Origin of the sequence: Ureibacillus thermophilus (genome assembly GCF_004331915.1) — a bacterium.
Classification (GTDB): Bacteria; Bacillota; Bacilli; order Bacillales_A; family Planococcaceae; genus Ureibacillus; species Ureibacillus thermophilus.
Map to the genome: position 1 here is coordinate 2014028 of NZ_CP036528.1, position 24961 is coordinate 2038988.

A 24961-nucleotide genomic window follows, 5' to 3' on the forward strand; every position below is an offset into this window, starting at 1 on the left:
TAAAACTTTCAAAAGAAATTGGCTAAAACAAAAATAATTGCACAATATAAATCAGCTGATATAATCATCAACCAATTATAAATAAAGATTAACTTTGCATTTATATCCGTTGTTAATACAGATTCATCTTTAATTTGTGTCTTCGATGAAGCAGCATCAACAGTCTTGTTCCTTTGCCTTAAATTAGGATTTAGATAATCAGCCTTTAAAAATCCATATTGAGGATTGACAATCGACAATATTTCCCTCCTCTGTAAAAGCCTCATTCATATAAATATGTTTGTTTAAATTAAAGCATTCTACATGTGACTAATTGTTTTTATTATTGGGAGTTCTACGGTGTTCACTTTTTGTGCTACCTTAAATATGGAGAATTTTTCATTAAGGATGTGTAAAAAACATGGATTTTTTAAATAAGACGGTGATTGTAACCGGCGCTGGACAGGGCATTGGAAAAGGAATCGCTTTGCTTTATGCAGAAAAAGGTGCAAATGTTGTGATAGCGGATATTGATGAAATAGCCGGATCAAAAACAGTTGATGTAATTAAAGAAAAAGAGGGAAACGCGCTTTTTGTAAAAACCGATGTAAAAGTTGAGGATGACATCATCCGCTTAATGGAAATTGCAAACCTTACATTCGGTCAAATTGATATTTTAATCAATAATGCAGGGAAATCAGTATTTAAGTCCCCTTATGAATTGTCAATCGAAGAATGGGACGATATTATCAACACCAATTTACGAAGTGTTTTCTTAGCATCAAGGGAAGCCGCAAAATATATGTGAAATAATAAAGAAGGCGGCTCCATCGTTAATATTGCTTCCACACGGGCCATTATGTCTGAACCGAATTCAGAAGCCTATGCAGCAACAAAAGGTGGAATTGTTGCATTAACTCATGCGCTTGCAGCATCATTTAGTGCAGATCGAATTACCGTGAACGCGATTTCCCCAGGTTGGATTGAAACAGGCGATTATTCCAAATTACGTAAAATTGATCACGAGCAGCATTTATCAAAACGTGTCGGAAGACCAGACGATATTGCGCGCGCTTGTCTCTATTTAACAGCGAAGGAAAATGATTTCGTGACAGGCATTAACCTTGTTGTGGATGGTGGAATGACAAGAAAAATGATTTATGAGGAATAGCAAAAACTAAAAACAGGCTGGGACAAAACTAGCTTCAAGATAGGAAAACGAGAATTTGATCCAACTCAAATTCTCCTTTTTCCATTTCTCTCCATTATTTTTGGTCAGTTGATCAGTCAAGTATATTTTATTAATTTGTATATGTTTTTAATTTAGTTGTAGTTGTGAGGGGGTACCCCCTCACAACTAAATTTTGGCATGCCCAAAAGACCTAACGATTTTTAATTTTTTCGAAAGGTCATTTATGGTATAGTGTAGTTAATCGATTATTTAACTTAAGGCAGTTTCATAATCGTATAAAATGCCATGTGTCAGTAACTGGAACGTCACTTTTAAAAATTTATTGATACAGGCGATAATCGCAACCTTATGAGGCTTTCTCTGAGGTTGTGTTTTTAATTTATAATCGTAATCTACAAAATGATTCGGTTTATTTTTCTTCTTCATAATCATGGCACACACCATAAAATATAAAAGCTTTCGCAAGTGTTTGTTACCTCTTTTATTAATACGATCACGATACTGTGTATTCCTCGATTGATAGCGCATAATATCAATTCCCGCATAAGCATTCAATTGTTTAGCATTTTGAAAGCGACGAATATCCCCCATTTCCCCAATTAATCTACAAGCAGTAGAATCACCGATACCAGGGATGGAACGTAAAACCATATACTCTTTTCGATTTTTTGATAAAGTAATCATTTGTTGGACAAGTGCTTCTTTTTTATCCTTTAATTCTGCTATTCGATTTGCGTAATCACGGACTTGTTCACATCGCACATCGGTAGATTCAATCGCTGGATCACTATTTTGAGCAGCTTCTAATAAAGCAATTGCTTTTTTCTCTGCACGTTCTAAAGAAAGGTTCTTTCTTGTATTCGCTTTTAGGCGATTCTTAATGACAGTTTTAGAGTGAGCTAAAACAAGTGTTGGGTGAGGGTATAGTTGTACTATATTTAAAAATAGTGCAGAATTTGGTGTCAGTATTTTTTCTAATTCTGGAAAACTCAATTGTAAAATGGAATGCATACGATTTTTTAATAACATCATTTCTTCATCAATTTCATCATCATAACGTGTCAATGCCCGCATCTGCTCATAATAATCATCTTGGATATAGGTTGGTTCTCTCTCCATTTTAAAATGTGTTTTGGCGAATTCATGAGCATCGCTTATATCGGTTTTATGTCGACACATCTTCGCCATTTGTCAGTTCGCTTCAAGGGGATAATATGCATAACCGTAATCTTTTAAAAATGCTTCCATCGGTTTTGAATAAACACCTGTTGCTTCAAATACAATGTCTGGTGCTTGGTCATCAAGTGATGTATGTAATTGTTCAAAATCTCTTCGTGTATGATTGATTTCACCTTCTAAAAATCCCTGAGGCTGGTCGACTTTTCTTCACTTCTACTATAAAAAAATAGTAGCACAAACCTTGACCTTGGTTTGTACTACTAATCTTAGTATGTTTTTATTCTTGTATAAATAAGGGGATTTTTGGATATAGTAAACAAAAATGGAAGGGTTGAGCGATGAAAATTCATCATCTTCTTGTCATTTTAGTAGCTTTTTTATGTTTAGGATTTGCCGTTTATTTATACTTTGAAGAAGAAAAAAACGATGAATCACTCATGAAAAAAGAAGTATCCTATACCAATCATGAATCGGCGCATTTAAAAAATTATTGTGAAAAGGGGGAAATGCAATCTCCCATCCAAATAAAAAATAAAAATGTTCTTCCTCAACAGACGCCGGCTATTGAAATTTTTTATGGGGAGGAACCATTCATACTCAAAAAACAAGGGTATACATTAGAAGCTGTTTCGAAATCGAGGGTAAGCTACATTACAATAGACAAGAAACCATACAAACTGGACTCTTTTCATTTCCATGTGCCAAGCGAACATCAAATCGATTACCAAAGATATGAAATGGAACTGCATCTTGTGCACAAAAATAATAAAGGAAAGATTGCGGTCATTGGCGTTTTGATTGAAGCAGGCAAAGAAAACGAAATGGTGGAAGAATTATGGAATTTTTTGCAGGATGATCGATTAAAGGAGAAGGAAATTGAATCTATTCATCTATTGTCATTGATACCTGAGCAAAGGTCTGCCTTTTACTATTCAGGCTCATTGACTACCCCTCCGTGTACTGAAGGTGTTCATTGGATTGTATTTGAATCTCCAATCGATTTTTCAAACAAACAAATTGCTTCATTTTATCAAGTTTATGGCTATAACAGTCGTCCGCTACAGCCAATAAATGGCAGGGACATATACAAATTATCCGTTCAGTAATAATAGTTTCAAATAGCTAAGGGGCGTCTGAAAAAACATTTTGAGACGCCTCAGATAAAATATTATCTTCCAAATTCTTCTGAAATAAAAAAACATCGTTCGTAAGTCAGAAAAAGAATAAGAATAGAAGAAAGCTATTTTTGAAGTATTATTAAAGGGGAAATGATGATACTAAGGAATGTGATAACCGGAAAGGGAGGAATATTTTTTGAGAATAATAATAGAATGGATTTATGATTATAAAGATGTTGAAACTACTTTCCGCTCGGATGAACTCCCTCCCGCCCATGCTCTTGCCATTTCAGAAGAATTAAGGAAAACCGGTAGAGCCAAAAATATTACCTTAATTGATGAACATGACTCAACATGGACGGTCAAAGAATTAAAAAAATATTTAACGGAAATGGAAACTGAACCGACGAACATATGCGTTTATTTCGACGGCGGTTTTAACCGTGAAAGCCGCATGGCAGGTTTAGGATGTGTCATCTATTTTGAACAAAATGGAAAAAGATTTCGTAGGAGAAAAAATTTATTAGTAAATGGCCTTGCGTCAAATAATGAAGCTGAATATGCAGCTCTTCATTTTTCTATTCAAGAATTGGAATCATTGGGTGTACATCATCAAACGGTTCATTTTATGGGGGATTCACAAGTAGTAATTAATCAAATAAGCGGAGAATGGCCTGTTTATGAAAAAGAGCTGTCCAATTGGGCGGATAAAATTGATGAAAGTTTAAATCAATTAGGAATCAAACCGGTTTTTGAGTTGGTGGGAAGAAAGCAAAATGAAGAGGCGGATCGATTAGCAACACAAGCATTGCATGACATCGAAATTGACGGAAAAATCGAATTGAAAGAATAAAAATTTTTATTCTCTTAAAAGAAACAATGGATTATGTTATAATGTTCAAAACAATTTCATATGATTCATTTTTGCAGGGGTGGCCGAATGGTCTGAGAAGGTGATTTCACCTAACCCTTTGAACCTGATACAGCTAGTACTGCCGTAGGGAGCAAAAATGCCTTTACTATTCCGTTTGAGTGGTATTGTGTTTTTTTGTTCTCCAATGTATGGAGAGATTTTTATTTTCATATGGAAATTGGAACATTGCAGGGGTGGCCGAATGGTCTGAGAAGGTGATTTCACCTAACCCTTTGAACCTGATGCAGTTAGCACTGCCGTAGGGAGCAATGGATGGAACCACATGTTGGTTGTTCAATGCTCTTTTGCGCTGTGCAAAAGGGCATTTTTTATTACAAAACCAATGGAAGGGTGGAAATGATGAGTTTATTTAAAATCCGTCAAAAAAATCCTTTAATTCATTGCATCACAAACGATGTGGTAACGAATTTTACCGCCAATGGACTGCTTGCCATTGGCGCATCTCCAGTAATGTCCGATGAACCATTGGATGTGGAGGACATGACTTCCATTGCCAATGCGTTGTTAATCAACATTGGAACATTAAATAAACATTCCGTTGAAGCTATGTTTTTAGCTGGGAAAAAAGCAAATAAGTTAAACATTCCCGTTGTGCTGGATCCTGTAGGGGCTGGCGCTACAAAATACCGGAAAGAAGTGACGGAAAATCTATTGAAAGAAATAAAATTTGATTTGATTCGCTGCAATGCAGGTGAATTGGCAGCGATTGCAGGAATTCAATGGCAAGCAAAAGGGGTAGATAGTGGGGAAGGAGAGATGGACATTCTTTCTGTCACAAAGGAAGTGGCTAAAAAGTATAAAACCATTGTCGCGGTTTCAGGAAAAGAAGATATTGTAACAGATGGGGAAAAAGCGGATTTTGTTTCGGGCGGCCATGAATGGATGACCCAAGTGACAGGAACAGGTTGTTTATTAAGCGCCATTTGTGCAGGTGCATTAAGTTTGGAAGGAGACTCATATGAAAATATTTTGAATGTACTCATGGATTATAAAAAAGTGGCGGAGTTTGCTTCGAAAGAAAAATATCTAGGTTCCTTCCAAGTGGAGATATTAAATGGGTTGCACCAAATTTCAAGAGGTGAAGCAATATGAATATCGTTATGACGATAGCTGGTTCAGATAGCGGAGGAGGAGCGGGCATTCAGGCGGACTTGAAAACATTCCAGGAGCTGGACGTTTTTGGTACATCTGTAATCACCGCATTAACGGCGCAAAACACTTTGGGTGTCCACGGCATTTTTCCTGCAACTCCAGAATTTGTCGAGCAGCAATTGAATGCGGTATTGGATGATTTGAAAGTGAAAGCCTTAAAAACAGGAATGTTATTTTCCAAAGAGATCATCGAAAGGATTGCCAAAAAATTGCGGGAACAACAAATTCAAATCGTTGTGGATCCGGTTATGATTGCAAAAGGGGGACATGCATTATTAAAAGAGGATGCGGTGCAAGCGATGATTAAGGAGCTGATTCCCATTGCAACGGTGGTGACCCCGAACATACCGGAAGCCGAAGCAATTACCGGAATGGCAATCGATACAGAAGAAGATATAAAACAGGCAGCGGAAAAATTATTGAGCATTGGCGTTGGATGTGTCGTAATGAAAGGCGGCCACATGGATGAGCCTACTGCAACGGATCGAATCTATTTCCAAGATGGTTCAACCTTTCAATTAAAATCAAAAAGAATTCATACAAAACATACCCATGGAACCGGATGCACTTTTTCTGCTGCTATTACCGCCTATTTAGGAAGGGGCTTTTCAGTAAAAGATTCCATTATCGAGGCTAAAAAATATGTCCAATCGGCTATTGAAAATCCACTTCATATTGGCAACGGCCATGGCCCTACCAACCATTTTGCCCATCGCTTTCATAGTGCGGAGGTGGAAGTTATTGAATAGAAAAGATTTAGCCGTTTATTTCATTATGGGAACAGAGAATTGTAAAAATGAAAATCCTTTGCACCTATTGGAAGAGGCATTGCAAGCAGGGATTACTATTTTTCAACTGAGGGAGAAAGGAAAGCAACCTTTAGTAGGCAAAGAGTTGGAACAATTTGCAATGAAATGCAAAGCTCTATGCAAGCAGTATCAAGTTCCTTTTATCATTAATGATGATGTGGACCTTGCCTTAAAAATCGATGCAGATGGCGTGCATGTGGGACAGGATGATGCCCCTCTTCAAGAAATCCGGAAAAAGTTTCAAGGAAAAATTATCGGGGTTTCCGTTCATAATGAAGAAGAAATGATGAATGCAGTTAAATGGGGGGCAGATTATGTAGGGATTGGCCCTATATATGAAACCAAATCAAAGCCGGATGCCAAAAAGCCTGAAGGAGTAACTTTTTTAAAAAAGGCGCGCAATATGTATCCGGATTTTCCCATTGTTGCAATCGGCGGGATTACACCGATGAACGCAAAAGAAGTGTTAGAATCGGGGGCAGATGGGGTAGCGGTTATTTCTGCTATTTGCGACAGCGGAAATCGAAAAGAAACTGTACAACTTTTAAAAGGTTTTAAATTAATAGAAAAAAAGGAATTTACATAAAACTAAATTTCGATTATAATAAATTTCGTAATTGAATTAGGAAGCGGAAACATGGTGGAGTCTGTCAAATTGGCTCCACCATGTCTTTTTTTGGGCTTCCATATAGAAATCTAACAACAGGGGGAACAAAAGGTGGATGTATTTGATTTTATCTTGCAAATTGTACTTGTTTTGTTCGTTGCTAAAATAGCAGGGCAAATCAGTCTCCGCTTTGGTCAGCCATCCGTCTTAGGTAAAATTATTGCAGGGATTATTTTAGGTCCTGCAGTTCTTGGTTGGATTGAACAAACAGAACTCATTCATGTTTTTAGTGAAATCGGCGTACTATTGCTGATGTTTTTAGCCGGACTGGAAACAGATTTGGAAAGTTTAGGGAAAAATGCGAAAGCTGCAACCCTTGTTGCCGTTTTAGGAGTCATTATACCAATTCTCATGGGATGGGCGGCTTCTCCTCTTTTCCATATTCCAACTTCTGAAGGCGTATTTATAGGGCTGTTGCTCGCTGCAACTAGCGTAAGTATTTCAGTGCAAACATTAAGAGAAATTGGTTGGTTGAATAGCCGTGAAGGTGCTACATTGCTTGGGGCAGCTGTATTAGACGATGTGATTGTTGTCATTCTCATCGCTGTCGCCATCGGGTTCTTCATGGGAGCAGAAACAAATATAGCTTGGGTCATTGCACAGCAAGTAATCTTCTTTATTATTATTTACTTTGTTGGCCGTTATATTGTTCCAAAATTCATACATCTTTTTGAAGGAATGTTAGTAACGGAATCAATCGTAACGGCTGGATTGATTTTACTATTTGCCGCAGCGTATTTTGCCGATTTCCTTGGTGTATCAGGCATTATCGGAACTTATTTTATGGGGGTTGCCATCAGCAGAACAAAATATGCTAAAGAAATTGAACATGGCATATCGCCAATTGCTTATGGTATTTTTGTGCCGTTCTTCTTTATAAACATCGGTTTGCCAATGAGCTTTGATGGCTTAGGCAGTCAGATTGGATTTATTATGGCATTCTCATTGATAGCGATCCTTTCAAAATTCATCGGCTGTGGACTTGGAGCGAAAGTTGGCGGATTTGGATGGAAGTCTTCCGCTGGGATTGGAGCTGGCATGATTTCCCGGGGCGAAGTGGCCTTAATTTTAGCTTCCATTGGTTTAACCGGCGGCATTTTATCCCATGAATTTTATGGTGCTATGATTGTCGTCATTATTGTTACTACTTTAGTAACTCCACCTTTACTGAAGCTCATTTTCGGTAAACGACATGATGAGCAAGTATCGTAAACAATAAAAAAAGAGGTTGGGACAAATCTAAAAAAACATCATTTTCTCCAAGGAGAAAATGATGTTTTTTTGATATGTTATTAAAATTGATTTCCGTTCCGGGGACGCTTTCCGCGGGCCCGGCTCGAGCCTCCTCGGAGCTCATTGCTTCGCTCCTGCGGTGTCTCGAGAGGGCTCGTCGCAGGAGTCGCCCCGTCACTTCAATCAATTTTTAGTTATATCAAATATTTATCAAAACCCTTTCAACTACCCCTTTAATTTTTTGTTTATGTCCCAGCCTCTTTTTAATATTATTGGATTTTAAATTTGCTTATTGTTTTCGATAATTCTGCACTTAATTGATTCAACTCTTCTGAAGCCTCTGCGACAGATTGGATAGCTGTTAACTGCTCGTCGCTTGCCGCACTTACTTCCTCGCAGGATGCAGCTGTTGTTTGCGCAGTCTCGGACATTTCTTCAATTGTTTTCACAACACGGTCTTTATATTTAATAATGCTATCAATCTCTTCCGTAACTGTTTTAAACGTATTTTCCATATTTCGAATCATCGTGGATAAATTTTTAAATAGCTTTCCTGTGTCTTCCACGACTTTTTCTTGTTCTTTGAATGTATCTTGCATTTCATTCATATCATTGACAACTACTTTTGCTTCATCCTGCAATTTCAGGATGGTCGATTTGACATGCTCTGTAGCTTTTGCTGATTGTTCCGCCAGCTTGCGGACTTCTTCAGCCACCACTGCAAATCCTTTGCCATGCTCTCCTGCCCGGGCAGCTTCAATACTTGCATTTAAAGCCAGCAAGTTTGTTTGCGCGGAAATTTCGGAGATAGAATCTATTACGAATTCAATCGCATGAATTTTTTCTTCCAAAGAAGTGATGGAACGGGCCATATTCAATAATTCTTCTTTAGAATTTGTAAAGGAACTTAATAAATTGTTCATTTTTTCTTGACCTTCATGATTTATGCTGTGTGCTTCATTGGTAATCCCTTTGAGCGCTTTTGACTGTTCCGTCATATCATTGATTTTATCTGCCAGTTTTGTAGAAGATACTGTGACTTGGTCTGCATTTTCGCTTGATTTTGTAGCGCCGATGGCTATTTCCCTCACCGCTTTTGCAACTTCACTGCTGGAAGCGTTCGTTTCTTCCGCAAGGGCACTTAAATGATGGGAGCGGTCTTCAACTTGTTTGGAAGAAGATTGCACAACTCCTATGATTTTCTTCATTTCATCAATCATTTTATTGAAATGCTGCGCCAATTCACCGATTTCATCTTTTCTCCTTGTATCAATATGTACAGTTAAATCACCATGGGCTACTTGTTCCATGGAAGAACTTAACGAATGAATCGGCTGCATCATTTTTGTAATAGTGAAATATAATATGATAAATGTTGCTAATAGTATGATCAGAGCAAAAATAATAATCATATTTTGAATATCATGGGCAGTTCCATGTAATTGATTTAGATTGTAGACTGCGCCAACTGTCCAACCTAATGATGGGATTTTTTCATAAACAATGACAGATTTTTCATCACCGATTGTCGTTTTTAAAACATTTTTCTCATTTTGATCATTCAACATTTTTTTCACATATTCGAAATTGCTTAAATCTCCCCCGGATTGGGTTGGATGGACAATTGCTAGTCCAGATGAATCCAATATGATTGGATATCCATCATAGCCCAAATCTATTTTTGAAATTTCCTCAGTTAAACTAGTTAATAAAATGTCAACTCCAAGCACCCCTAAAATGTTATTTCCTTCCATTACAGCTTTTGAGCCGGATATCGTATATTCCCCGGATTGGGCATCTATGTATGGTGGAGACCAAAATACTTCATCCGGATTTTTCATAGCTTCTGTATACCATGCACGGGAATGAACATCTAAATCAAATATTTCATCAAAATGTGGTTCAATAATTATCTTATTGCTGTCAGTGAAATAAATATTTGCGGATGAATCATAGATGTTCATATACCTTTTTAAATGTTGGCGGAATGCTTGATCGCCTTCATCATTAAAAGAGGTAGAATTATAATAATAATCTTTTACAGGTTGATCTGAGGCAATTTCCAGAATACTTTTTTCATAGCCATCAATGAAATTTGAAATTGAATTTGTTAATTCACTGACCAAATTATTACTCTGATTTATCACAGATTCTTCGGTTTTCGAAGAGATGATGATGGAACTTGCAGTAGAGAGGGCACCAAGCCCTAGTACAATGATAAGGAGCGATACCCCGATAATTTTCTATCGTATGGAAATCTTCATTTTATACCCCCCACTATATTTTATACAACAATATTTTTTATAATAGTAAAAAAAAATTTCATGTCTATTTTTTTAGTAATTTCAAATATTTTAAATGAAAAAAGACTGATAAGTTTTTCGCAATATTATTTATGTAATTTTTCATTGTTATTATGGAATATTTTTTAGGGGGAATCAAAATGATATTAATATTAACAAAAGTTTATAAATAAAGATTTTTATGTTTGTCACAATAATCTGTTTTTTTGTTAAGTGGATGGCAATGCGAATGAAAACAAATCATGGTAATTTTCGCATATAGGAATTGTATTTATTGTTTTAATTTGGTACATTATATTAGAAACAAATATTCGTTTACAACACAAAGTGTCTCTTAACTGAAACATATAGCATTCGCTGAGTGCTATATCGCCACCTGGAGAACTTGAATGGGATAGAAGAATGTCGAATTTTTGGTGGTAACACGACTATTCAGCGTAAAGGCGTCCAATCTTGAGGGCATCTTTACGCTATTTTGTTGCAAGGAGGATGAATATGTCACAACAACAAACAAATGATTTTACAAAATGGTACATTGAAACGATTCAAAAAGCGGATTTAATGGATTACACGCCGGTGCGCGGTTGTATCGCTTTTAAGCCAGATGGATATGAATTATGGGAACACATTCAAGCAGAAATGGATAGACGTTTTAAAGAAACGGGACATCGAAACGCTTATTTCCCAATGCTCATCCCAGAATCTTTCTTCCAAAAAGAAAAAGAGCACGTAGAAGGATTTTCACCTGAACTCCCATGGGTGACAGAAGCTGCGGGAGAAAAGCTGGAAGAGCGTCTAGCCCTTCGTCCAACTTCTGAAACAATGATTGGCTATTTATATTCCAACTGGATTAAATCTTACCGTGATCTTCCAGTACTCATTAACCAATGGGCAAATGTGTTCCGTTGGGAAAAGAAAACATTGCCGTTCATCCGCACTTCCGAGTTTTTGTGGCAAGAAGGTCATACGGCCCATGAAAATGAAGAAGATGCTCGTAAAGAAACAATGCAAATGCTAAATATTTATAAAGAAGTGGTGGAAAACGTATTAGCGATTCCGGTATATGACGGACAAAAAACGCCTTCTGAACGTTTTGCCGGTGCGGTAGATACGTACTCGATCGAAGCGATGATGAAAGACGGAAAAGCTGTCCAAGCTGGAACAAGCCACTATTTAGGCACAAAATTTGCCGAAGCTTTCAATATTAAATATTTGAACCGCGAAAACAAACACGTATATGTTCATACAACTTCTTGGGGAACTTCTACTCGTTTAATTGGTTCCGTGATTATGGTGCATGGAGATGAAAAAGGATTAGTATTGCCGCCAAAAATTGCACCAACTCAAGTGATTTTAATTCCTGTTGGTCCATGGAAGAAAACACCTGCCATCTTAGAAAAATTGGAAGAAATCCATAAAGCATTGAAAGAAAAAGGCATTCGCACACGCATTGACGATTCCGACCAATCACCAGGATTTAAATTTAATGAGTGGGAGTTAAAAGGCGTACCAGTTCGCATTGAACTTGGACCACGCGATTTAGAAAATAATCAAGTTATTTTGAAAGCTCGCGATGAAGATGAAAAAATCTCTGTTTCCATTGAATCTGTTGTAGAAGCGGTGGAAAAAGAATTAGAAACAATGCAAAAACGGCTTTATGAAAAAGCAAAAGCATTCCGCGATGCAAACTCTCATACGGATATTGATACATTAGACCAATTAAAAGAACATATCGCAAATTCCGAGAAAAACGGTACCATTCCTGGCTGGATTCTTGGCGGTTGGTGCGGCGACGATGCTTGTGAAGCGAAAGTGAAAGAAGAAACAAAATTCACTTCCCGCAATATTCCGTTTAATCCGCCAACAACGAAACATACTTGCATTACTTGCGGAAAGGAAGCAAAACATACTGTTTGGTTCGGTAGAGCATATTAATTTTCAGTTACAAAAAGGCTGTTGAGATCCATTTTCTCAAACAGTCTTTTTATTTTATAGGTGCAGAGATATTTAAAATAATTGATAAAAGACAAAAAAATGAAAAAGAAAAAATATGTAAAAAATGGTATAATATCTTTTAGTAATTTTAAAAGGGGGTTGCCTATGACAAGTGAACAAAAACACCATGAAAAATTAGAGAAATTAATTGAACTTGTTCCAATTATTAGACAATTATTCGCAACAGATGTAGGAATTGCGATTTCTGATACGGAAAAAGTCATTCATCAAGATTTTCCAGAGTATTTCGGCTTTGGAATTGCGGTAGGCCATAAACTGAATCCTGAAGATCCCATGACGATTGTAATGAAAAAAATCGCAGGGAAATGATGACAGTACCAGAGGAATTGTATGGTTTTTCAATTAAACTGATTGCCGTGCCCATTACGGATGAGAATAATAAAGTGATTGGCAGCATTTCCGTCAGCACAAATCAGGAGAATCATTCAAAACTGTTAAAAGTGGCGGAACAATTTGCTGCATCAGCCGAGGAAATTTCTGCTTCCACAGAAGAACTATCGGCTTCGGCCAATAATTTTAATAGCTATATCGAAAAACTATCTGAATCTCAAAAAGAAATGACGAAACAAGTGGAAGATTCAGCTAAAATACTTGAATTAATCAATAATGTGGCAAAAAATACGAGAATCCTAGGTTTTAATGCCGGCATCGAAGCAGCACGAGCCGGGGAATATGGAAAAGGATTCAGTGTGGTGGCGAAAGAAATCACAAAACTCGCGGAGCAAAGTGCAGATTCTGTAAACGAGATTCGCAATTTGCTGGAACAGTTAAAAGATAAGGTAAAACAAGTTGCGGCTTATGTGAATAGTACAGTGGAAGTAAGTTCAAATCAAACATCTGCACTCAATGATATTTCAAATAGCATACAAAATATTGCCCATGTGGCAGAAGAAATTGAACAAATGGCTCAAAAAATATTCTAAAATTTAAGTCAACGCTTATACATAAATAGTGGATTTTATAAGAATGGGTGTTTCGAATGGATTCAAACACCTATTCTTTTTGATATAATGATTCTAAATAAATATGGTTCTAAATAAACCATTCTACCTTTAAAAATATCCTCGCACCAAGTAATTTGGTAAAATAGATACAACACACGAACAAAAAGAAGGAGTTATATAAGTATGAGAAAAAATACTTTTATTATTAAACAGCGGGCGTTTTTAAAATTGTATATGCTTCATGAAGCAGAAAAGGGAAGACTTTATGGACTTCAAATCCTGGAAAATTTGCAGGATTATTTTAAAGATTTGGGTTATAAGCCAACAAAATCAGAAGTATATAAATCCCTTCATGAACTTCTAAAAGAAGGATATGTTACAAGAGAACCTATAAAAAAAGAAGGGGCTGAAATGCAGACATTATATATTTATAGGTTAGGAGACAAAGAGAAAGTGAAGGCTTATAAAGATATGGTGAAAGCGGATTTGGATCGCTCCATTGCTTTGTTGAACCGGGCGTTGAAAGATAACTATTCCCAGAAAAGGGGATGAGGGATTTGTGGAGATATGAAGAAAGGGGCGCCAATTGCACGACGCCCCATCATATTCTTATTGATGTTTCTTTTGGAATTCATACATGAAATCTCTTAAAGCAATGCATGCTTCTACAGGCACTGCATTGTAAGTAGATGCACGGCAGCCGCCAACAGAACGATGGCCGTTTAATCCAACGAAGCCAGCTGCTTTTGCTTCCGCCAAGAATTGTTTTTCCAATTCTTCATCAGCTAAACGGAATGTAATGTTCATAAGAGAGCGACTTTTTGTTTCCGCATGTCCTCTATAGAATCCGTTGCTTTCATCGATGATATCATAAATATATTTTGCTTTTTCTTCGTTGCGTTGTTGAATAGCTTCAAGGCCGCCTTGTTCTTCCACCCAACGAAGAACTTCTCCCAACATATAGATTCCGAATGTTGGAGGAGTATTATATAAAGAATTTTTCTCTGCATGAGTTTTATATTTTAACATCGTTGGAATATCTATATTGGCTTTTTCAAGCAAATCTTTGCGAATGATGACTACTGTCACACCAGATGGGCCTAAGTTCTTTTGGGCACCAGCATAAATAATGCCAAATTTGCTTACATCAACTGGGCGAGACAAAATGTCGCTGGACATATCTGCCACTAATGGTACATCGCCAGTGTTAGGGAATTCTTTCCATTGAGTGCCGTAAATTGTATTATTTGAAGTGATATGAACATATGCATCATCAGCATTAAATTGAATTTCATCTAAGTTTGGAATATTGCGGTATTCATTTTCTTTCGTGCTTGCTGCAACCGCTGCATTACCGAAAAGTTTAGCTTCTTTATGGGCTTTTTCAGACCAAGAACCAGTCAACACATAGCTTGCGGTTTTGTCTTTTGTTAAAAAGTTCATTGGCACCATTGTAAATTGAAGGCTTGCCCCACCTTGCAAAAAGAGTACATCGTAGTTTTCTGGGATGGAGAAAATTCTTTTTAAACGTTCGATGGCATTGTTATGAACTTCTTCATAATCTTTGCTGCGATGGCTCATTTCCATGATGGACATGCCTGAATCGTTAAAGTTTACTAGTTCTTTTTGAGCTCTTTCTAATACTACAAGAGGTAATGCGGATGGTCCTGCGTTAAAATTATATGCACGTTTATTTGTACTCACTTTAAACACTCCTTGATATTTCAATATATTTTGATTATATACTCTTTTTTTTAAAATCGAACAATATTTTTAAAAGAAAAAGTGAATTTTTCCTAATTCAATAATTTTGATGACGAATTGATAAAAAATTTTTCGTATTTCATCATTCCATTTACTATAACAAATCCAAAATGAAGGAGAGAATTATGGCAAATTTTTGCGGAAATGATCAAAATCACTCAATGAAAATGCTAAGAAAATATGCGCCGGAGCAATTTAAAGCTTTTGCTCAATTTGACAGAAACATTTTTAAACATGGAGCCTTAACGAAGAAAGAAAAAGAAATCATCGCTGTTGCGGTTGCCCATGTTACAAAATGCCATTATTGCATTGATGTTCATACTAAAAAAGCAAAGGCACAAGGAGCCACTTTGGAAGAACTGGTGGAAGCGGTCTTTGTTGTATCAGCAGTAGAAGCTGGAGAGGTCATGGAACATGCTTCTCTAGCCTATGCCAATTTTTATGAAGCTGCATTCAAACAAGGGAATATAAGCGGGGAGTTAAAAGCGCTGATTGCCGTTGCTGCCACATGTATACTTCAAAATTTTGAACTCATGGATTACTACACGAAACAAGCGTTGGAACGGGGAGCGACAAAGGAACAAATAATAGAAGCGAAGTATGTAGCGTCTGCACTAAAAGCTGGAAGCGTTTATGCCCATATGATTCATTTGTATGAGAGTTTTATTGAATAAATGATGTTTAGAGAATGGTATGGCGGCAAAAAAGCATATAAAAGTAGTAGAAAACATTTGGAGGATTGTTTATGTCGATTATCGTATCCGTACTATTTTATGTAATTCCGGCATTAATGATTATTTGGTTTATGGTCAGCATCGTGTCGGCTTTAAGAAGAAAAAATAAATTATTGGAAGGGATTTTAGAAGAATTAAAGAAGAAAAATGAATAGCATCTTTTATTATAACGGATTGGGGATTTTCTTCAGCCATGATAAACTATTCACAGAAATATTTAATTAAAGGGTTGGGAAGTATGTGTTTAATTCATTTTCATTATAAGGAACATCCAATATATCAACTGATTGTCATAGCCAATCGTGATGAAATTTATGACCGCCCAACAGCTCCGGCCCATTTTTGGGAAGACGAGCCGGAGATTTTGGCGGGCAGGGACCTTCTTCAAATGGGTACGTGGCTAGGAATGTCCAAGAATGGTCGATTTGCGGCCATCACCAATTTCCGTGATCCGACTTTGCCAGAAAGACCTCGTTCCCGCGGAGAAATTGTGCGGAATTTTTTAGCAAGCCAAGTTCACCCAAAGGATTTTATTGAAAACCTTGCAAAAGAAAAAGATAACTATGGCGGATTTAACGTCATTCTTTGGGATGGAGAGCATTTATGGCATTATAATAATATTTTTGATGAAAAATATGAGATTCCCCAAGGCACCCATAGTTTAAGCAATCATACATTAAATACTCCATGGCCGAAAGTGGTGAAAGGGAAAGGGCGTCTTGAGGAATATATTAAAACCCATCCTAATCTCGTTCATATTGATGATTTATTTGAAATCATGATGGACCGGGAAATTGCCCCGGACGAAGAACTTCCGGATACAGGCGTCGGTTTAGAAATGGAGAGAAATTTATCTGCAGCTTTCATTCAATTGCCACATTACGGTACTCGCTGCTCAACGGTTCTATTAATTGATAAAGAATGGAACGTAACTTTCGTTGAACGTACTTTCAATAACGGCAACTTTAAATTTGAAAAAAGATTTCAATTCAAAATAGATAAATAATAAAAGATTTCTAGAAACAATCTACGCATTTGTCATAACTCCCTGCTTCATAAAAGCGTACACTATAGTACCGAAAGATGAGGGAGGGATACTCATGGGCTACGGCTATGGAGGATACGGCTATTGCGGAAATAGCTTTGCGTTAATTGTTGTTTTATTTATCCTTCTAATCATTGTTGGTACACATTTTAAATATTCTTGTTAATGAACTTTGAGGCTGGGACATAAACAAAAAATTAAAGGGGTAGTTGAAAGGGTTTTGATAAATATTTGATATAACTAAAAATTGATTGAAGTGACGGGGCGACTCCTGCGACGAGCCCTCTCGAGACACCGCAGGAGCGAAGCAATGAGCTCCGAGGAGGCTCGAGACGGGCCCGCGGAAAGCGTCCCCGGAACGGAAATCAATTTTAATAACATATCAAAAAAACATCATTTTCTCCTTGGAGAAAATGATGTTTTTTTAGATTTGTCCCAACCTCTATTTTTATTTTCACATTTGATTCATTCTCCATCCAAACATTAAGTTCTAGAAAGCAATGGTTCGTTCATATGAATAAATGAGAATAATCATAGAAAAGTGGGGATGAATGATGGGAATGTATGATGAGCAATGGTCATATTTAGAAAAACCAAAAATAGAAAAAATTCCGCCAGATTTGCAAGCTTACTTTGAAGAAAATGTCCGCAAGCAGGAAGAAAAACTAGGGGTTGTGAACACTTTATTTCACATTTTGCCGTTAAATCCCATTCAATTTAAGGCATTTTTAGATTTCATGTATTCTTTATTTAATACAAAAAATACGTATTTAGATTTAGTGGACAAGGAAATGATTGGCCTTGTAGTGTCTTCGGTAAACTGCTGCAACTATTGCTTAACGACCCACAGCGACACATTGCGCAGGTTGACAAAAAATCCGGTTTGGGTTGACACGTTGACCTATAACTACCGCAGTGCGAAATTGACAAAAAAGCAGCGGGCATTATGCGACTACGCCTTCCGTGCTACAAAATATCCGGATGAGATTACAACAAAGGAAGTGGATTTGCTAAGGGAAGCGGGATTTAATGATCATGAAATATTAGAAGCATCATTTGTTGTTGGGTTTTTTAATTATACAAATCGCTGGGTTAGCACAATCGGCGCCATTCCAAATCCGAAACATAATCAAAATCAGCGCTAATTCTTCTATATCCACGTTCCAAATGGGCGTGGTTTTTTATGTACCCAGACACCGTGCAAAATTTTGAAACCTTCTTTCATCTTCAATCGTATGTTAATTAACAAAGTTAGTGTAAACTATAATACATAGAATGGTTTTATGGAACGGAGGATTGCCATGCCAGAAATGAAGAACCCATTGTTTGAGGATTTAGATATGAAAAAAAACGAAAAAAATCATGAGAGTGTCGAAGCCCCTACTCAACTTGTAACTGAAGAAGAAATGTCTCAATTACGCAAGCGGCAATTAGAACTGAAAAAAGATCCAGCTGTGCTCGCCCTTGCTGAAAAAATAGATGTAAAAAATCAAATCGCCATACTGGAATTTGGGAAAGAAACCGCCAGTGCCATTTCGAAATTTTCCGATCGGATGCTTGCCTCAATTAAACAAAGCAAATTAGAGAAATCCAGCGAACTCATTAATCATTTAAATAAGATTATGTCCCGTTTTGACCCGGAAGATTTTAAAGAGGAGAAAAAAGGTTTTTTCTCCCGCTTGTTTGGTAAAGGGAAGGAACAGCTTCAAAAAATTTTAGCTAAATATGATACGATGAATAAAGAAATCGATGCCATTTATCAAGAAATCACAAAATACGAACAAGAAATGAAAAAAAATACGATTGAACTTGAGCAAATGTACAATCAAAATCTCGAGTATTTTAAAAGTTTAAGTGAACATATTGCGGTCATTGAAGTGAAAGTGGAGGAGTTGAAGCTGGAACTGGAAAAATTGGAAGCTCGTTCCAATGAAGGAGACCAAGAAGCATTAATGGAGCTTGAGTCTTTGCAGAGGGCCATTGAATTGTTGGAGCAGCGCCGATATGATCTGGAAATGGCACAGCAAGTGTCCTTCCAAGCTGCCCCTCAAATCCGTTTAATGCAGCAAGGGAACAATCATTTAATTGCAAAAATCAATTCTGCATTTGTCACAACAATTCCGATTTTTAAGCAAGGATTAATCCATGCGGTTACAATTCAGCGGCAAAAATTAATTTCCGATTCAATGCAAGAATTAGATAAACGCACGAACGAAATGTTGATGAGAAATGCAGAAAATATACGCAAAAACAGCGTTGATATTGCCCGATCTGCCGGCCAGCCTAGCATCAAAATTGAAACGATTGAAAATACATGGAGAACGATTTTGGCTGGCATTGAAGAGACAAAACAAATTCAACAGGAAACGATCCGAAGCCGCGAAGAAGGCAGAAAACGGCTTGAACAGCTTCAAATGGAATATGAAAAGCTAAAGAAAATGTAAAAAATAAAAACTGCACCCCCGTTGATTTAAGTGGTGGTGCAGTTTATTTTTGCTATTAAGAATCAAAACGTCTTTGCTGTGGGTTGAAGCATTGTGGATTAGGATTTCCCATGTTGCCGCATTGTTGAGAAGTTTGGTAATATTCATTAACTTCGGAGTACGTTCTAGGATAAAAATGTTGGTGATGGTAGATATGGCGATTTACAGTTGTTGTGTGAATCGGATGAAAGTGCGGAACGATTGTATTAAAAATATTTGTTCTTACTACTTCCTGAGTCGGCGAAACTTGCGCCGGTGCAATTTGAGTTGGCATGATATTTGGTGGACAGCAAATAGGTCTCATATGATGATGTCTATTAAACATTTTTTCACCTCCCTGCAAACATTTGTCATCATTAGCATATGGGAGATTGAAAAAATAGATTAGATAAACACCTATGTAATAAAATTTTATAAAAAATAGAATCAAGGTATATAAAAACTGCATCAACCAATTCATTAATGAAAAAATATGTTTTTTTAAGTGCTGAAGGAATTTTGTCAAAAAGGATGGGCATAAAAAGTTTTTCTTGAATGTTGAGATGGAAAGTTATACAATTAAAACATAGTAATCAAATAAGGATTATAAGAAAAAGGTGAACTTTTATGTCCAATCTATTGCTTAGCACAATCAATTATTTAAAAGAAGCTAATCAACATCCCCCTTTATATACAATGGATCCCATCATTGAAAGAGAGAAAAGAGAAATTGCTTTAAAATCAAAAAGAAAACATCATTCAAAAAATGTAACAAGGAATGAATATTTGATTCCAGTAAGAAATGGAAGTTATATAAAAGCTCGCAGCTACATACCAAAAGGAAAAGGTCCTTTCCCGATTATCATTTATTATCATGGTGGGGGCTGGGTATTAAATAGCATCGAAACTTGTGATGAATCATGCGTGCTGCTTGCCGAAATAACTAAATCCGTCGTTCTTTCAATCAATTATCGTTTGGCTCCTGAACATAAATTTCCTATCCCCGTCTATGATGCATATGATGCATTTCTTTGGACGGCAAACAACCGCCACATCTTAAAAGGCGGCGATGCGATTCTTGTAGCAGGAGATAGTGCGGGAGGAAACTTGGCGACGGTTGTAACTTTATTAAATCGAGATTTGCAAGGTCCTGAAATTCAAGGACAAATTTTACTCTATCCGGTAACAGATTTAACCTTTAATACACCATCATATGAAGAGTTTGCTGTTGGATATGGGTTATTGAAAGAAGATATGGCATGGTTCCGAAACCACTATATAAAACAAGCGGCCGAAATATATCATCCTTACACGTCTCCATTACAAGCAGAGAATTTATCCCATCTGCCTCCAGCATTGATTGTTGTGGCTGAAAATGATGTTTTAAGAGATGAAGGAATTCTTTATGCAAAGAAATTGAGAGATTTTGGCGGAAACGTTGAATTAACAATTGCCCGGGGACTTGTGCATAGTTTCTTTACAAAAAATGAATTTTTTCACCAAGAAATTCAAGATACCATTTTTCAAATTCGGACATTTTTGTCTGCTTATATTTCGAAAGGGAAGAAAAGCGCATCTTAAAACATACTAAGAAGTAGTACAAACCAAGGCCAAGGTTTGTGCTGCCATTTTTTATAGTCGAAGTGAAGAAAAGTCGACCAGGTTGTTTTCTCTTTAGGATACTTGTAAAAGGTCATAATGAAAGCCCCCTATTAGGTCAGATGAATTTTTATTTTTTCATCTGTCTACCTAATAGGGAGCATATCACTTTTCAGACGCCCCCCTTTTTAGATTTGTCCAAACCTCTTTTTTTTGTCTCTTATCTTCTATTTAGCCGATATTTAATAGATAAGATTAATCAATGCGCCCTAATCTAATTGAAATTGCACAGTACTATAAAAGAGAAAAATGAAAGTTTTGGAGGTGGCATCATGAGTTCTATTGCCATTAGTCCTGGCCATTATGGCGTTGGCACCGGCGCTAAAGATATTATTGATGAAGTAGCAGAAGCTAGAAAAGTAGTTGATCGAGTGGCCTATTTACTAGAAAAGGAAGGAGTTAAAGTTTATAAAATCGTGGATAATCGTTCAAAAAGCCAAAGCCAAAATTTAAATTACTTAATTTCTGAACATAATTCTAAAAATCGAAGTCTGGATGTAAGCATCCATTTTAACTCATCTGGAAATAGAACCGATCAACCTTTAGGCACAGAAGTGTTGTACCGTGATGAAGCTTTGAAGACATTTGCCGGAAAGGTTAGTCAAGCAATTGCAAATGCAAGCGGCCTAAAAAATCGTGGAGCCAAAAAAAGAACGGATCTTGCTTTCCTAAATGGAACGAAAAAGCCGGCGATTCTCATTGAAGTATGTTTTGTTAATTCTTTGCAAGATGTAATTATCTATCAATCGAAATTTCAAGAAATATGCGAAGCGATTGCAAAAGAATGTTTAGCCTTTATCGCACCAAATTTGGAAAAGGAGAAAAGCAATTTAGAACAAATTGAGAAGGAAATTCAAAACAACTTGCCTTCGATTGGAAATTCCAATGAACAATTCACAAGCCCTGAATTAAAAAAACGGCTTGAAGCGATTTTAAAAGACAAAAAAATGATAGAGGTAATGATTCAGAAGGGAATTAGTGAACAAGCAATAAATGCCAATTGGATGGAAAAATTAAAGAATGGTTCGTTAAGTTCAGCTGATTTGCTCGGATTATGCACTCTAATCATTGAACATCAAATAAAAAAATGTGAAAAAATAATGAGTATCGGTTAACGATGCTTTTTCTTTTTATTACATTTACTTCCTTATATTCTATCATTATAATTTTTATAAAATCTTATATCTCAAAAACATTGAAAGGTATGGTTACAAATATGACTGATGAGAAAAAAGGGTTGTTCAACGCCATATTAGCTTATGTCATTTGGGGATTTTTCCCTATTTATTGGAAGGTGCTTGAACACGTTAACAGTATAGAAATATTATTGAACCGTATTATTTGGTCGTTTATTTTTACAACGATATTCATCCTCATCATTGGCCAAAAAAATGAACTGATAGTAGATTTGAAAAGATTATGGCAAAACAAAAAAATGTTTTTCTCATTGATGTTGGCTTCCTTTGTGATTTCTTGCAACTGGTTTTTATACATATGGGCTGTAACAAATGACCATGTTGTCGAAACAAGTTTAGGTTATTATATAAATCCGCTCATTACCGTATTGTTCGGGGTTTTACTTTTTAAAGAAAGATTATCAAAAGCCCAATTAGCTGCTGTTTTCATTGCGTTTATCGGAGTTGCATTAATGGCAATCCGATATGGAAAAGTTCCGTGGGTTGCTCTAGGGATCGCGTTTTCCTTTGCGATTTATGGAGTGCTGAAGAAAAAGATTCAACTAGATGCAACTCGAGGTCTTGCCATTGAAACTTTATTTATATTGCCTTTCGCTCTTGTTTTCTATATTTATCTTATGTCAACTAGTGTCATATCTCTTTTATATATTGATCGAAAAACGGATTTTTTTCTAATTCTAGGAGGAGTCGTTACAGCCTACCCATTAATTTTATTTGCAAAAGGAGCGAAAGCCTTGCCTCAATCCGTTTTAGGTTTTATTCAATATTTTTGTCCAACCATTGTTTTAATTTTAGGGACTGTTCTTTATAATGAACCTTTTACAAACGTGGAATTGATTTCCTTCAGTTTTATTTGGCTTGCAATTATTATTTTCAGTTTATCTACAATTATAGAAAATCGGAAAAAACGCTCCTTGGCATAAAGGATTTAAAAAAATTATAGCGAAATAAAATAATGGAAATTAATTTACAAATTACTGAGGGGGAGTGTTCATGTATGTAAAAATAAATGATCAATTATATCATTTCCATCGAATTCGCATTGAACTTTTAGACAGGAATATACGTGAACCTTATCGATTTTTTGATAAAAAAACGATTCGTGAACTCCTTCAACATCAGCGCTATCAATATTTAAGAGAGAAGGTGTACAGTGAATACAAAGAGATTTTAGATTTGCCTGCCGGTACAGCTCTTTATCACTTAAAATTAAACAATGATTCTTTTTATAAAGAATTTTTAAATCGCTATGGGGATTTAGTTTATTGTCATTTTAATGTAAAAGGGAATGAATCATTATTAAATAAAAAAGGCGTATATTTAATCATCATGGACGATCACATTGTTTTTGCAGTGATTTGCAATAATAAATTTAAGCTTCGATTTAATCAACATATAGGCAATGTTTCTCCTAAAGCCTGCTATCGAGACGGAACAGCAACCCACTGCCACATAAATGCGAAAATTGCTGATTATTATAATGATTCGAATATTTATTTTCAAGTATGCCCATTGACGGATTTGGAAGAAATGAAGCTCGTAAAAAATTGGATTATCGATCGATTTGAACCGTTATGGAACTTACGATTTGGTAATGATGTGATTTACTCTTATAATTAAATGATGAACTGTGATTTTCCATTTTACAAATCCTTCAATAATCCTTCACTATCTTTTTATTAAAAATTTGTTATGATATAGACAACTAGAACTTAAGGAGAGACAGAAATGGCATCGAATATGAATGTTTTATTTGCCTTTGGTGCAGGATTTTTAAGTTTTATTTCCCCTTGCACTTTGCCGTTGTATCCGGCTTTTCTTTCGTACATTACAGGAATGAGTTATGATGAAATTAAAAATGATAAAGGCATGCTGCAAAAAAGAGCCATTCTTCATACGCTCTTTTTCTTGTTAGGATTTTCGATTATTTTCATCGTTCTCGGCTTTGGCGCCCGATTGTTGTCCATTGAAAACTTTTTCTTGAATTATCAAGATTTAATTCGGCAAATTGGAGCCATTTTAATTGTTGTTTTTGGATTGATGATTGTCGGTTGGTTGAAAATCGACTTTTTAATGAAAGACCATAAATTCCAATTTAAAAGCAGACCATCAGGATATGTAGGTTCATCTTTAATCGGCCTTGCATTTGCTGCAGGATGGACTCCATGTACGGGACCCATTTTAGCAGCCATCATAGCTCTTGCCATGTCAAATCCGAATTCGGCAATGGGATATATGATTGCTTATGTATTAGGATTCTCCATTCCATTCTTTATTTTGTCATTCTTTATTTCTCGAATGGGATGGCTTCGAAAATACAGCCAATTGATTGTAAAAATCGGCGGGTATATTATGATTGCCATGGGCGTTTTGTTGTTCTTTGATGGCATGAATTATATCATTAGAATATTATCGCCAATATTTGGAGGGTTCACAGGTTTCTAATGTTGGAACCCTTTTAAACTCTCTTGATTCAATGAAATTTTCAGAGTGAATTCGATACATATTGCAACGCATTATGGTATATTATTAAAAGTGCTGCCTGACAACAGGCAGTTTTTTTAACTAAATGAGG

26 protein-coding genes, 1 pseudogene and 2 riboswitches are annotated in these 24961 nt (G+C 36.3%); of the genes and pseudogenes, 22 read left to right on the forward strand and 5 right to left on the reverse strand.

Going from position 1 to position 24961, the window contains the following annotated elements:
* Positions 1-8: 8 nt before the first annotated feature.
* Positions 9-239, reverse strand: a complete 231-nt coding sequence (locus DKZ56_RS09975) for a hypothetical protein (RefSeq protein ID WP_016839149.1) — start codon at positions 237-239, stop codon at positions 9-11.
* 161 nt (positions 240-400) lie between these two features.
* Between DKZ56_RS09975 and DKZ56_RS09980 the strand changes: the two are divergent.
* Positions 401-1150: pseudogene (locus DKZ56_RS09980) on the forward strand (glucose 1-dehydrogenase).
* A gap of 270 nt (positions 1151-1420) precedes the next feature.
* On the opposite strand, the gene DKZ56_RS09985 reads toward DKZ56_RS09980, so the two are convergent.
* Positions 1421-2359, reverse strand: a complete 939-nt coding sequence (locus DKZ56_RS09985) for an IS110 family RNA-guided transposase (protein WP_245989410.1) — start codon at positions 2357-2359, stop codon at positions 1421-1423.
* 329 nt (positions 2360-2688) lie between these two features.
* Between DKZ56_RS09985 and DKZ56_RS09990 the strand changes: the two genes are divergently transcribed.
* The 6 genes from DKZ56_RS09990 to DKZ56_RS10015 all read left to right on the forward strand — a co-directional run bounded on the left by DKZ56_RS09990 (position 2689) and on the right by DKZ56_RS10015 (position 8242).
* A complete protein-coding gene (locus tag DKZ56_RS09990; RefSeq protein ID WP_208649851.1) occupies positions 2689-3456 on the forward strand; it encodes a carbonic anhydrase in 768 nt (255 codons plus the stop codon).
* Between the two features lie 208 nt (positions 3457-3664).
* The gene (locus DKZ56_RS09995; RefSeq protein WP_208649852.1) at positions 3665-4321 is read left to right on the forward strand and encodes a reverse transcriptase-like protein; all 657 of its coding nucleotides are present in this window, start codon (positions 3665-3667) and stop codon (positions 4319-4321) included.
* Between the two features lie 65 nt (positions 4322-4386).
* Positions 4387-4489: riboswitch (TPP riboswitch) on the forward strand.
* A gap of 72 nt (positions 4490-4561) precedes the next feature.
* A riboswitch (TPP riboswitch) is annotated at positions 4562-4664 on the forward strand.
* Between the two features lie 77 nt (positions 4665-4741).
* A complete protein-coding gene (gene thiM / locus DKZ56_RS10000) occupies positions 4742-5494 on the forward strand; it encodes a hydroxyethylthiazole kinase (RefSeq protein WP_208652229.1) in 753 nt (250 codons plus the stop codon).
* Positions 5491-6303 (forward strand): bifunctional hydroxymethylpyrimidine kinase/phosphomethylpyrimidine kinase, encoded by an 813-nt coding sequence (thiD, locus tag DKZ56_RS10005; protein ID WP_208649853.1) that lies wholly within the window; start codon positions 5491-5493, stop codon positions 6301-6303. The genes thiM and thiD overlap by 4 nt, the downstream gene beginning before the upstream one ends.
* On the forward strand, positions 6296-6949 hold the full coding sequence (gene thiE / locus DKZ56_RS10010) for a thiamine phosphate synthase (RefSeq protein WP_208649854.1): 654 nt from the start codon (positions 6296-6298) through the stop codon (positions 6947-6949). The genes thiD and thiE overlap by 8 nt, the downstream gene beginning before the upstream one ends.
* 132 nt (positions 6950-7081) lie before the next feature.
* A complete protein-coding gene (locus DKZ56_RS10015; protein WP_208649855.1) occupies positions 7082-8242 on the forward strand; it encodes a cation:proton antiporter in 1161 nt (386 codons plus the stop codon).
* A 290-nt stretch (positions 8243-8532) separates the two neighbouring features.
* Here the strand turns inward: DKZ56_RS10015 and DKZ56_RS10020 are convergent, their stop codons facing one another.
* Positions 8533-10410: a methyl-accepting chemotaxis protein gene (locus tag DKZ56_RS10020; protein ID WP_425471023.1), complete on the reverse strand. Its 1878-nt coding sequence runs from the start codon at positions 10408-10410 to the stop codon at positions 8533-8535.
* Positions 10411-11061: 651 nt separating this feature from the next.
* Between DKZ56_RS10020 and proS the strand changes: the two genes are divergently transcribed.
* The 4 genes from proS (at position 11062) to DKZ56_RS10040 (ending at position 14078) form a co-directional block, all read left to right on the forward strand.
* Positions 11062-12501, forward strand: coding sequence for a proline--tRNA ligase (gene proS / locus DKZ56_RS10025; RefSeq protein WP_208649857.1), 1440 nt, complete (start codon positions 11062-11064; stop codon positions 12499-12501).
* A gap of 165 nt (positions 12502-12666) precedes the next feature.
* The gene (locus DKZ56_RS10030) at positions 12667-12891 is read left to right on the forward strand and encodes a hypothetical protein (protein ID WP_208649858.1); all 225 of its coding nucleotides are present in this window, start codon (positions 12667-12669) and stop codon (positions 12889-12891) included.
* A complete protein-coding gene (locus tag DKZ56_RS10035; RefSeq protein ID WP_208649859.1) occupies positions 12891-13505 on the forward strand; it encodes a methyl-accepting chemotaxis protein in 615 nt (204 codons plus the stop codon). The genes DKZ56_RS10030 and DKZ56_RS10035 overlap by 1 nt, the downstream gene beginning before the upstream one ends.
* A gap of 204 nt (positions 13506-13709) precedes the next feature.
* Positions 13710-14078, forward strand: coding sequence for a helix-turn-helix domain-containing protein (locus tag DKZ56_RS10040; protein WP_208649860.1), 369 nt, complete (start codon positions 13710-13712; stop codon positions 14076-14078).
* Positions 14079-14135: 57 nt separating this feature from the next.
* Here the strand turns inward: DKZ56_RS10040 and serC are convergent, their stop codons facing one another.
* A complete protein-coding gene (gene serC, locus DKZ56_RS10045; RefSeq protein ID WP_208649861.1) occupies positions 14136-15230 on the reverse strand; it encodes a 3-phosphoserine/phosphohydroxythreonine transaminase in 1095 nt (364 codons plus the stop codon).
* Between the two features lie 185 nt (positions 15231-15415).
* Between serC and DKZ56_RS10050 the strand changes: the two genes are divergently transcribed.
* The 6 genes from DKZ56_RS10050 to DKZ56_RS10075 all read left to right on the forward strand — a co-directional run bounded on the left by DKZ56_RS10050 (position 15416) and on the right by DKZ56_RS10075 (position 19513).
* Positions 15416-15964, forward strand: coding sequence for a carboxymuconolactone decarboxylase family protein (locus DKZ56_RS10050; protein WP_245989411.1), 549 nt, complete (start codon positions 15416-15418; stop codon positions 15962-15964).
* Positions 15965-16035: 71 nt separating this feature from the next.
* Entirely contained in the window at positions 16036-16179 is a 144-nt protein-coding gene (locus DKZ56_RS10055; protein WP_208649862.1) for a hypothetical protein, read from the forward strand.
* Positions 16180-16262: 83 nt separating this feature from the next.
* Positions 16263-17030, forward strand: a complete 768-nt coding sequence (locus DKZ56_RS10060) for an NRDE family protein (RefSeq protein ID WP_208652231.1) — start codon at positions 16263-16265, stop codon at positions 17028-17030.
* 94 nt (positions 17031-17124) lie between these two features.
* Positions 17125-17235, forward strand: coding sequence for a YjcZ family sporulation protein (locus DKZ56_RS10065; RefSeq protein WP_208649863.1), 111 nt, complete (start codon positions 17125-17127; stop codon positions 17233-17235).
* A 385-nt stretch (positions 17236-17620) separates the two neighbouring features.
* The gene (locus tag DKZ56_RS10070; RefSeq protein ID WP_245989413.1) at positions 17621-18214 is read left to right on the forward strand and encodes a peroxidase-related enzyme; all 594 of its coding nucleotides are present in this window, start codon (positions 17621-17623) and stop codon (positions 18212-18214) included.
* Positions 18215-18370: 156 nt separating this feature from the next.
* Positions 18371-19513 carry a toxic anion resistance protein gene (locus tag DKZ56_RS10075; RefSeq protein WP_208649864.1) on the forward strand — a complete coding sequence of 381 codons (1143 nt, stop codon included), beginning with the start codon at positions 18371-18373 and terminating at the stop codon, positions 19511-19513.
* A 55-nt stretch (positions 19514-19568) separates the two neighbouring features.
* Here DKZ56_RS10075 and DKZ56_RS10080 read toward each other — a convergent pair whose 3' ends face one another.
* Positions 19569-19877, reverse strand: a complete 309-nt coding sequence (locus DKZ56_RS10080; protein ID WP_208649865.1) for a CotD family spore coat protein — start codon at positions 19875-19877, stop codon at positions 19569-19571.
* 281 nt (positions 19878-20158) lie between these two features.
* Here DKZ56_RS10080 and DKZ56_RS10085 point away from each other — a divergent pair, with 281 nt between their 5' ends.
* The 5 genes from DKZ56_RS10085 to DKZ56_RS10105 all read left to right on the forward strand — a co-directional run bounded on the left by DKZ56_RS10085 (position 20159) and on the right by DKZ56_RS10105 (position 24831).
* Positions 20159-21112 (forward strand): alpha/beta hydrolase, encoded by a 954-nt coding sequence (locus DKZ56_RS10085; RefSeq protein ID WP_208649866.1) that lies wholly within the window; start codon positions 20159-20161, stop codon positions 21110-21112.
* 350 nt (positions 21113-21462) lie between these two features.
* The gene (locus DKZ56_RS10090; RefSeq protein ID WP_208649867.1) at positions 21463-22305 is read left to right on the forward strand and encodes an N-acetylmuramoyl-L-alanine amidase; all 843 of its coding nucleotides are present in this window, start codon (positions 21463-21465) and stop codon (positions 22303-22305) included.
* A 101-nt stretch (positions 22306-22406) separates the two neighbouring features.
* Positions 22407-23309 (forward strand): EamA family transporter RarD, encoded by a 903-nt coding sequence (gene rarD, locus DKZ56_RS10095; RefSeq protein WP_208649868.1) that lies wholly within the window; start codon positions 22407-22409, stop codon positions 23307-23309.
* Between the two features lie 70 nt (positions 23310-23379).
* The gene (locus tag DKZ56_RS10100) at positions 23380-24006 is read left to right on the forward strand and encodes a hypothetical protein (RefSeq protein ID WP_208649869.1); all 627 of its coding nucleotides are present in this window, start codon (positions 23380-23382) and stop codon (positions 24004-24006) included.
* Between the two features lie 108 nt (positions 24007-24114).
* Positions 24115-24831: a cytochrome c biogenesis CcdA family protein gene (locus DKZ56_RS10105; protein WP_208649870.1), complete on the forward strand. Its 717-nt coding sequence runs from the start codon at positions 24115-24117 to the stop codon at positions 24829-24831.
* Positions 24832-24961 lie beyond the last annotated feature (130 nt).

Bases quoted from the DNA above. Each gene is read 5' to 3' on its own strand.
- thiD (WP_208649853.1), top strand. From the start codon at position 5,491: ATGAATATCGTTATGACGATAGCTGGTTCAGATAGCGGAGGAGGAGCG.
- proS (WP_208649857.1), top strand. From the start codon at position 11,062: ATGTCACAACAACAAACAAATGATTTTACAAAATGGTACATTGAAACG.
- thiM (WP_208652229.1), top strand. From the start codon at position 4,742: ATGAGTTTATTTAAAATCCGTCAAAAAAATCCTTTAATTCATTGCATC.
- DKZ56_RS10060 (WP_208652231.1), top strand. From the start codon at position 16,263: ATGTGTTTAATTCATTTTCATTATAAGGAACATCCAATATATCAACTG.
- DKZ56_RS10065 (WP_208649863.1), top strand. From the start codon at position 17,125: ATGGGCTACGGCTATGGAGGATACGGCTATTGCGGAAATAGCTTTGCG.
- DKZ56_RS09985 (WP_245989410.1), bottom strand. From the start codon at position 2,359: ATGGCGAAGATGTGTCGACATAAAACCGATATAAGCGATGCTCATGAA.
- DKZ56_RS10040 (WP_208649860.1), top strand. From the start codon at position 13,710: ATGAGAAAAAATACTTTTATTATTAAACAGCGGGCGTTTTTAAAATTG.
- DKZ56_RS10080 (WP_208649865.1), bottom strand. From the start codon at position 19,877: ATGTTTAATAGACATCATCATATGAGACCTATTTGCTGTCCACCAAAT.
- DKZ56_RS09990 (WP_208649851.1), top strand. From the start codon at position 2,689: ATGAAAATTCATCATCTTCTTGTCATTTTAGTAGCTTTTTTATGTTTA.
- DKZ56_RS10075 (WP_208649864.1), top strand. From the start codon at position 18,371: ATGCCAGAAATGAAGAACCCATTGTTTGAGGATTTAGATATGAAAAAA.
- DKZ56_RS10030 (WP_208649858.1), top strand. From the start codon at position 12,667: ATGACAAGTGAACAAAAACACCATGAAAAATTAGAGAAATTAATTGAA.
- DKZ56_RS10090 (WP_208649867.1), top strand. From the start codon at position 21,463: ATGAGTTCTATTGCCATTAGTCCTGGCCATTATGGCGTTGGCACCGGC.
- DKZ56_RS10055 (WP_208649862.1), top strand. From the start codon at position 16,036: ATGTCGATTATCGTATCCGTACTATTTTATGTAATTCCGGCATTAATG.
- DKZ56_RS10085 (WP_208649866.1), top strand. From the start codon at position 20,159: ATGTCCAATCTATTGCTTAGCACAATCAATTATTTAAAAGAAGCTAAT.
- DKZ56_RS10105 (WP_208649870.1), top strand. From the start codon at position 24,115: ATGGCATCGAATATGAATGTTTTATTTGCCTTTGGTGCAGGATTTTTA.
- DKZ56_RS10100 (WP_208649869.1), top strand. From the start codon at position 23,380: ATGTATGTAAAAATAAATGATCAATTATATCATTTCCATCGAATTCGC.
- rarD (WP_208649868.1), top strand. From the start codon at position 22,407: ATGACTGATGAGAAAAAAGGGTTGTTCAACGCCATATTAGCTTATGTC.
- DKZ56_RS10070 (WP_245989413.1), top strand. From the start codon at position 17,621: ATGATGGGAATGTATGATGAGCAATGGTCATATTTAGAAAAACCAAAA.
- DKZ56_RS10035 (WP_208649859.1), top strand. From the start codon at position 12,891: ATGACAGTACCAGAGGAATTGTATGGTTTTTCAATTAAACTGATTGCC.
- DKZ56_RS10050 (WP_245989411.1), top strand. From the start codon at position 15,416: ATGGCAAATTTTTGCGGAAATGATCAAAATCACTCAATGAAAATGCTA.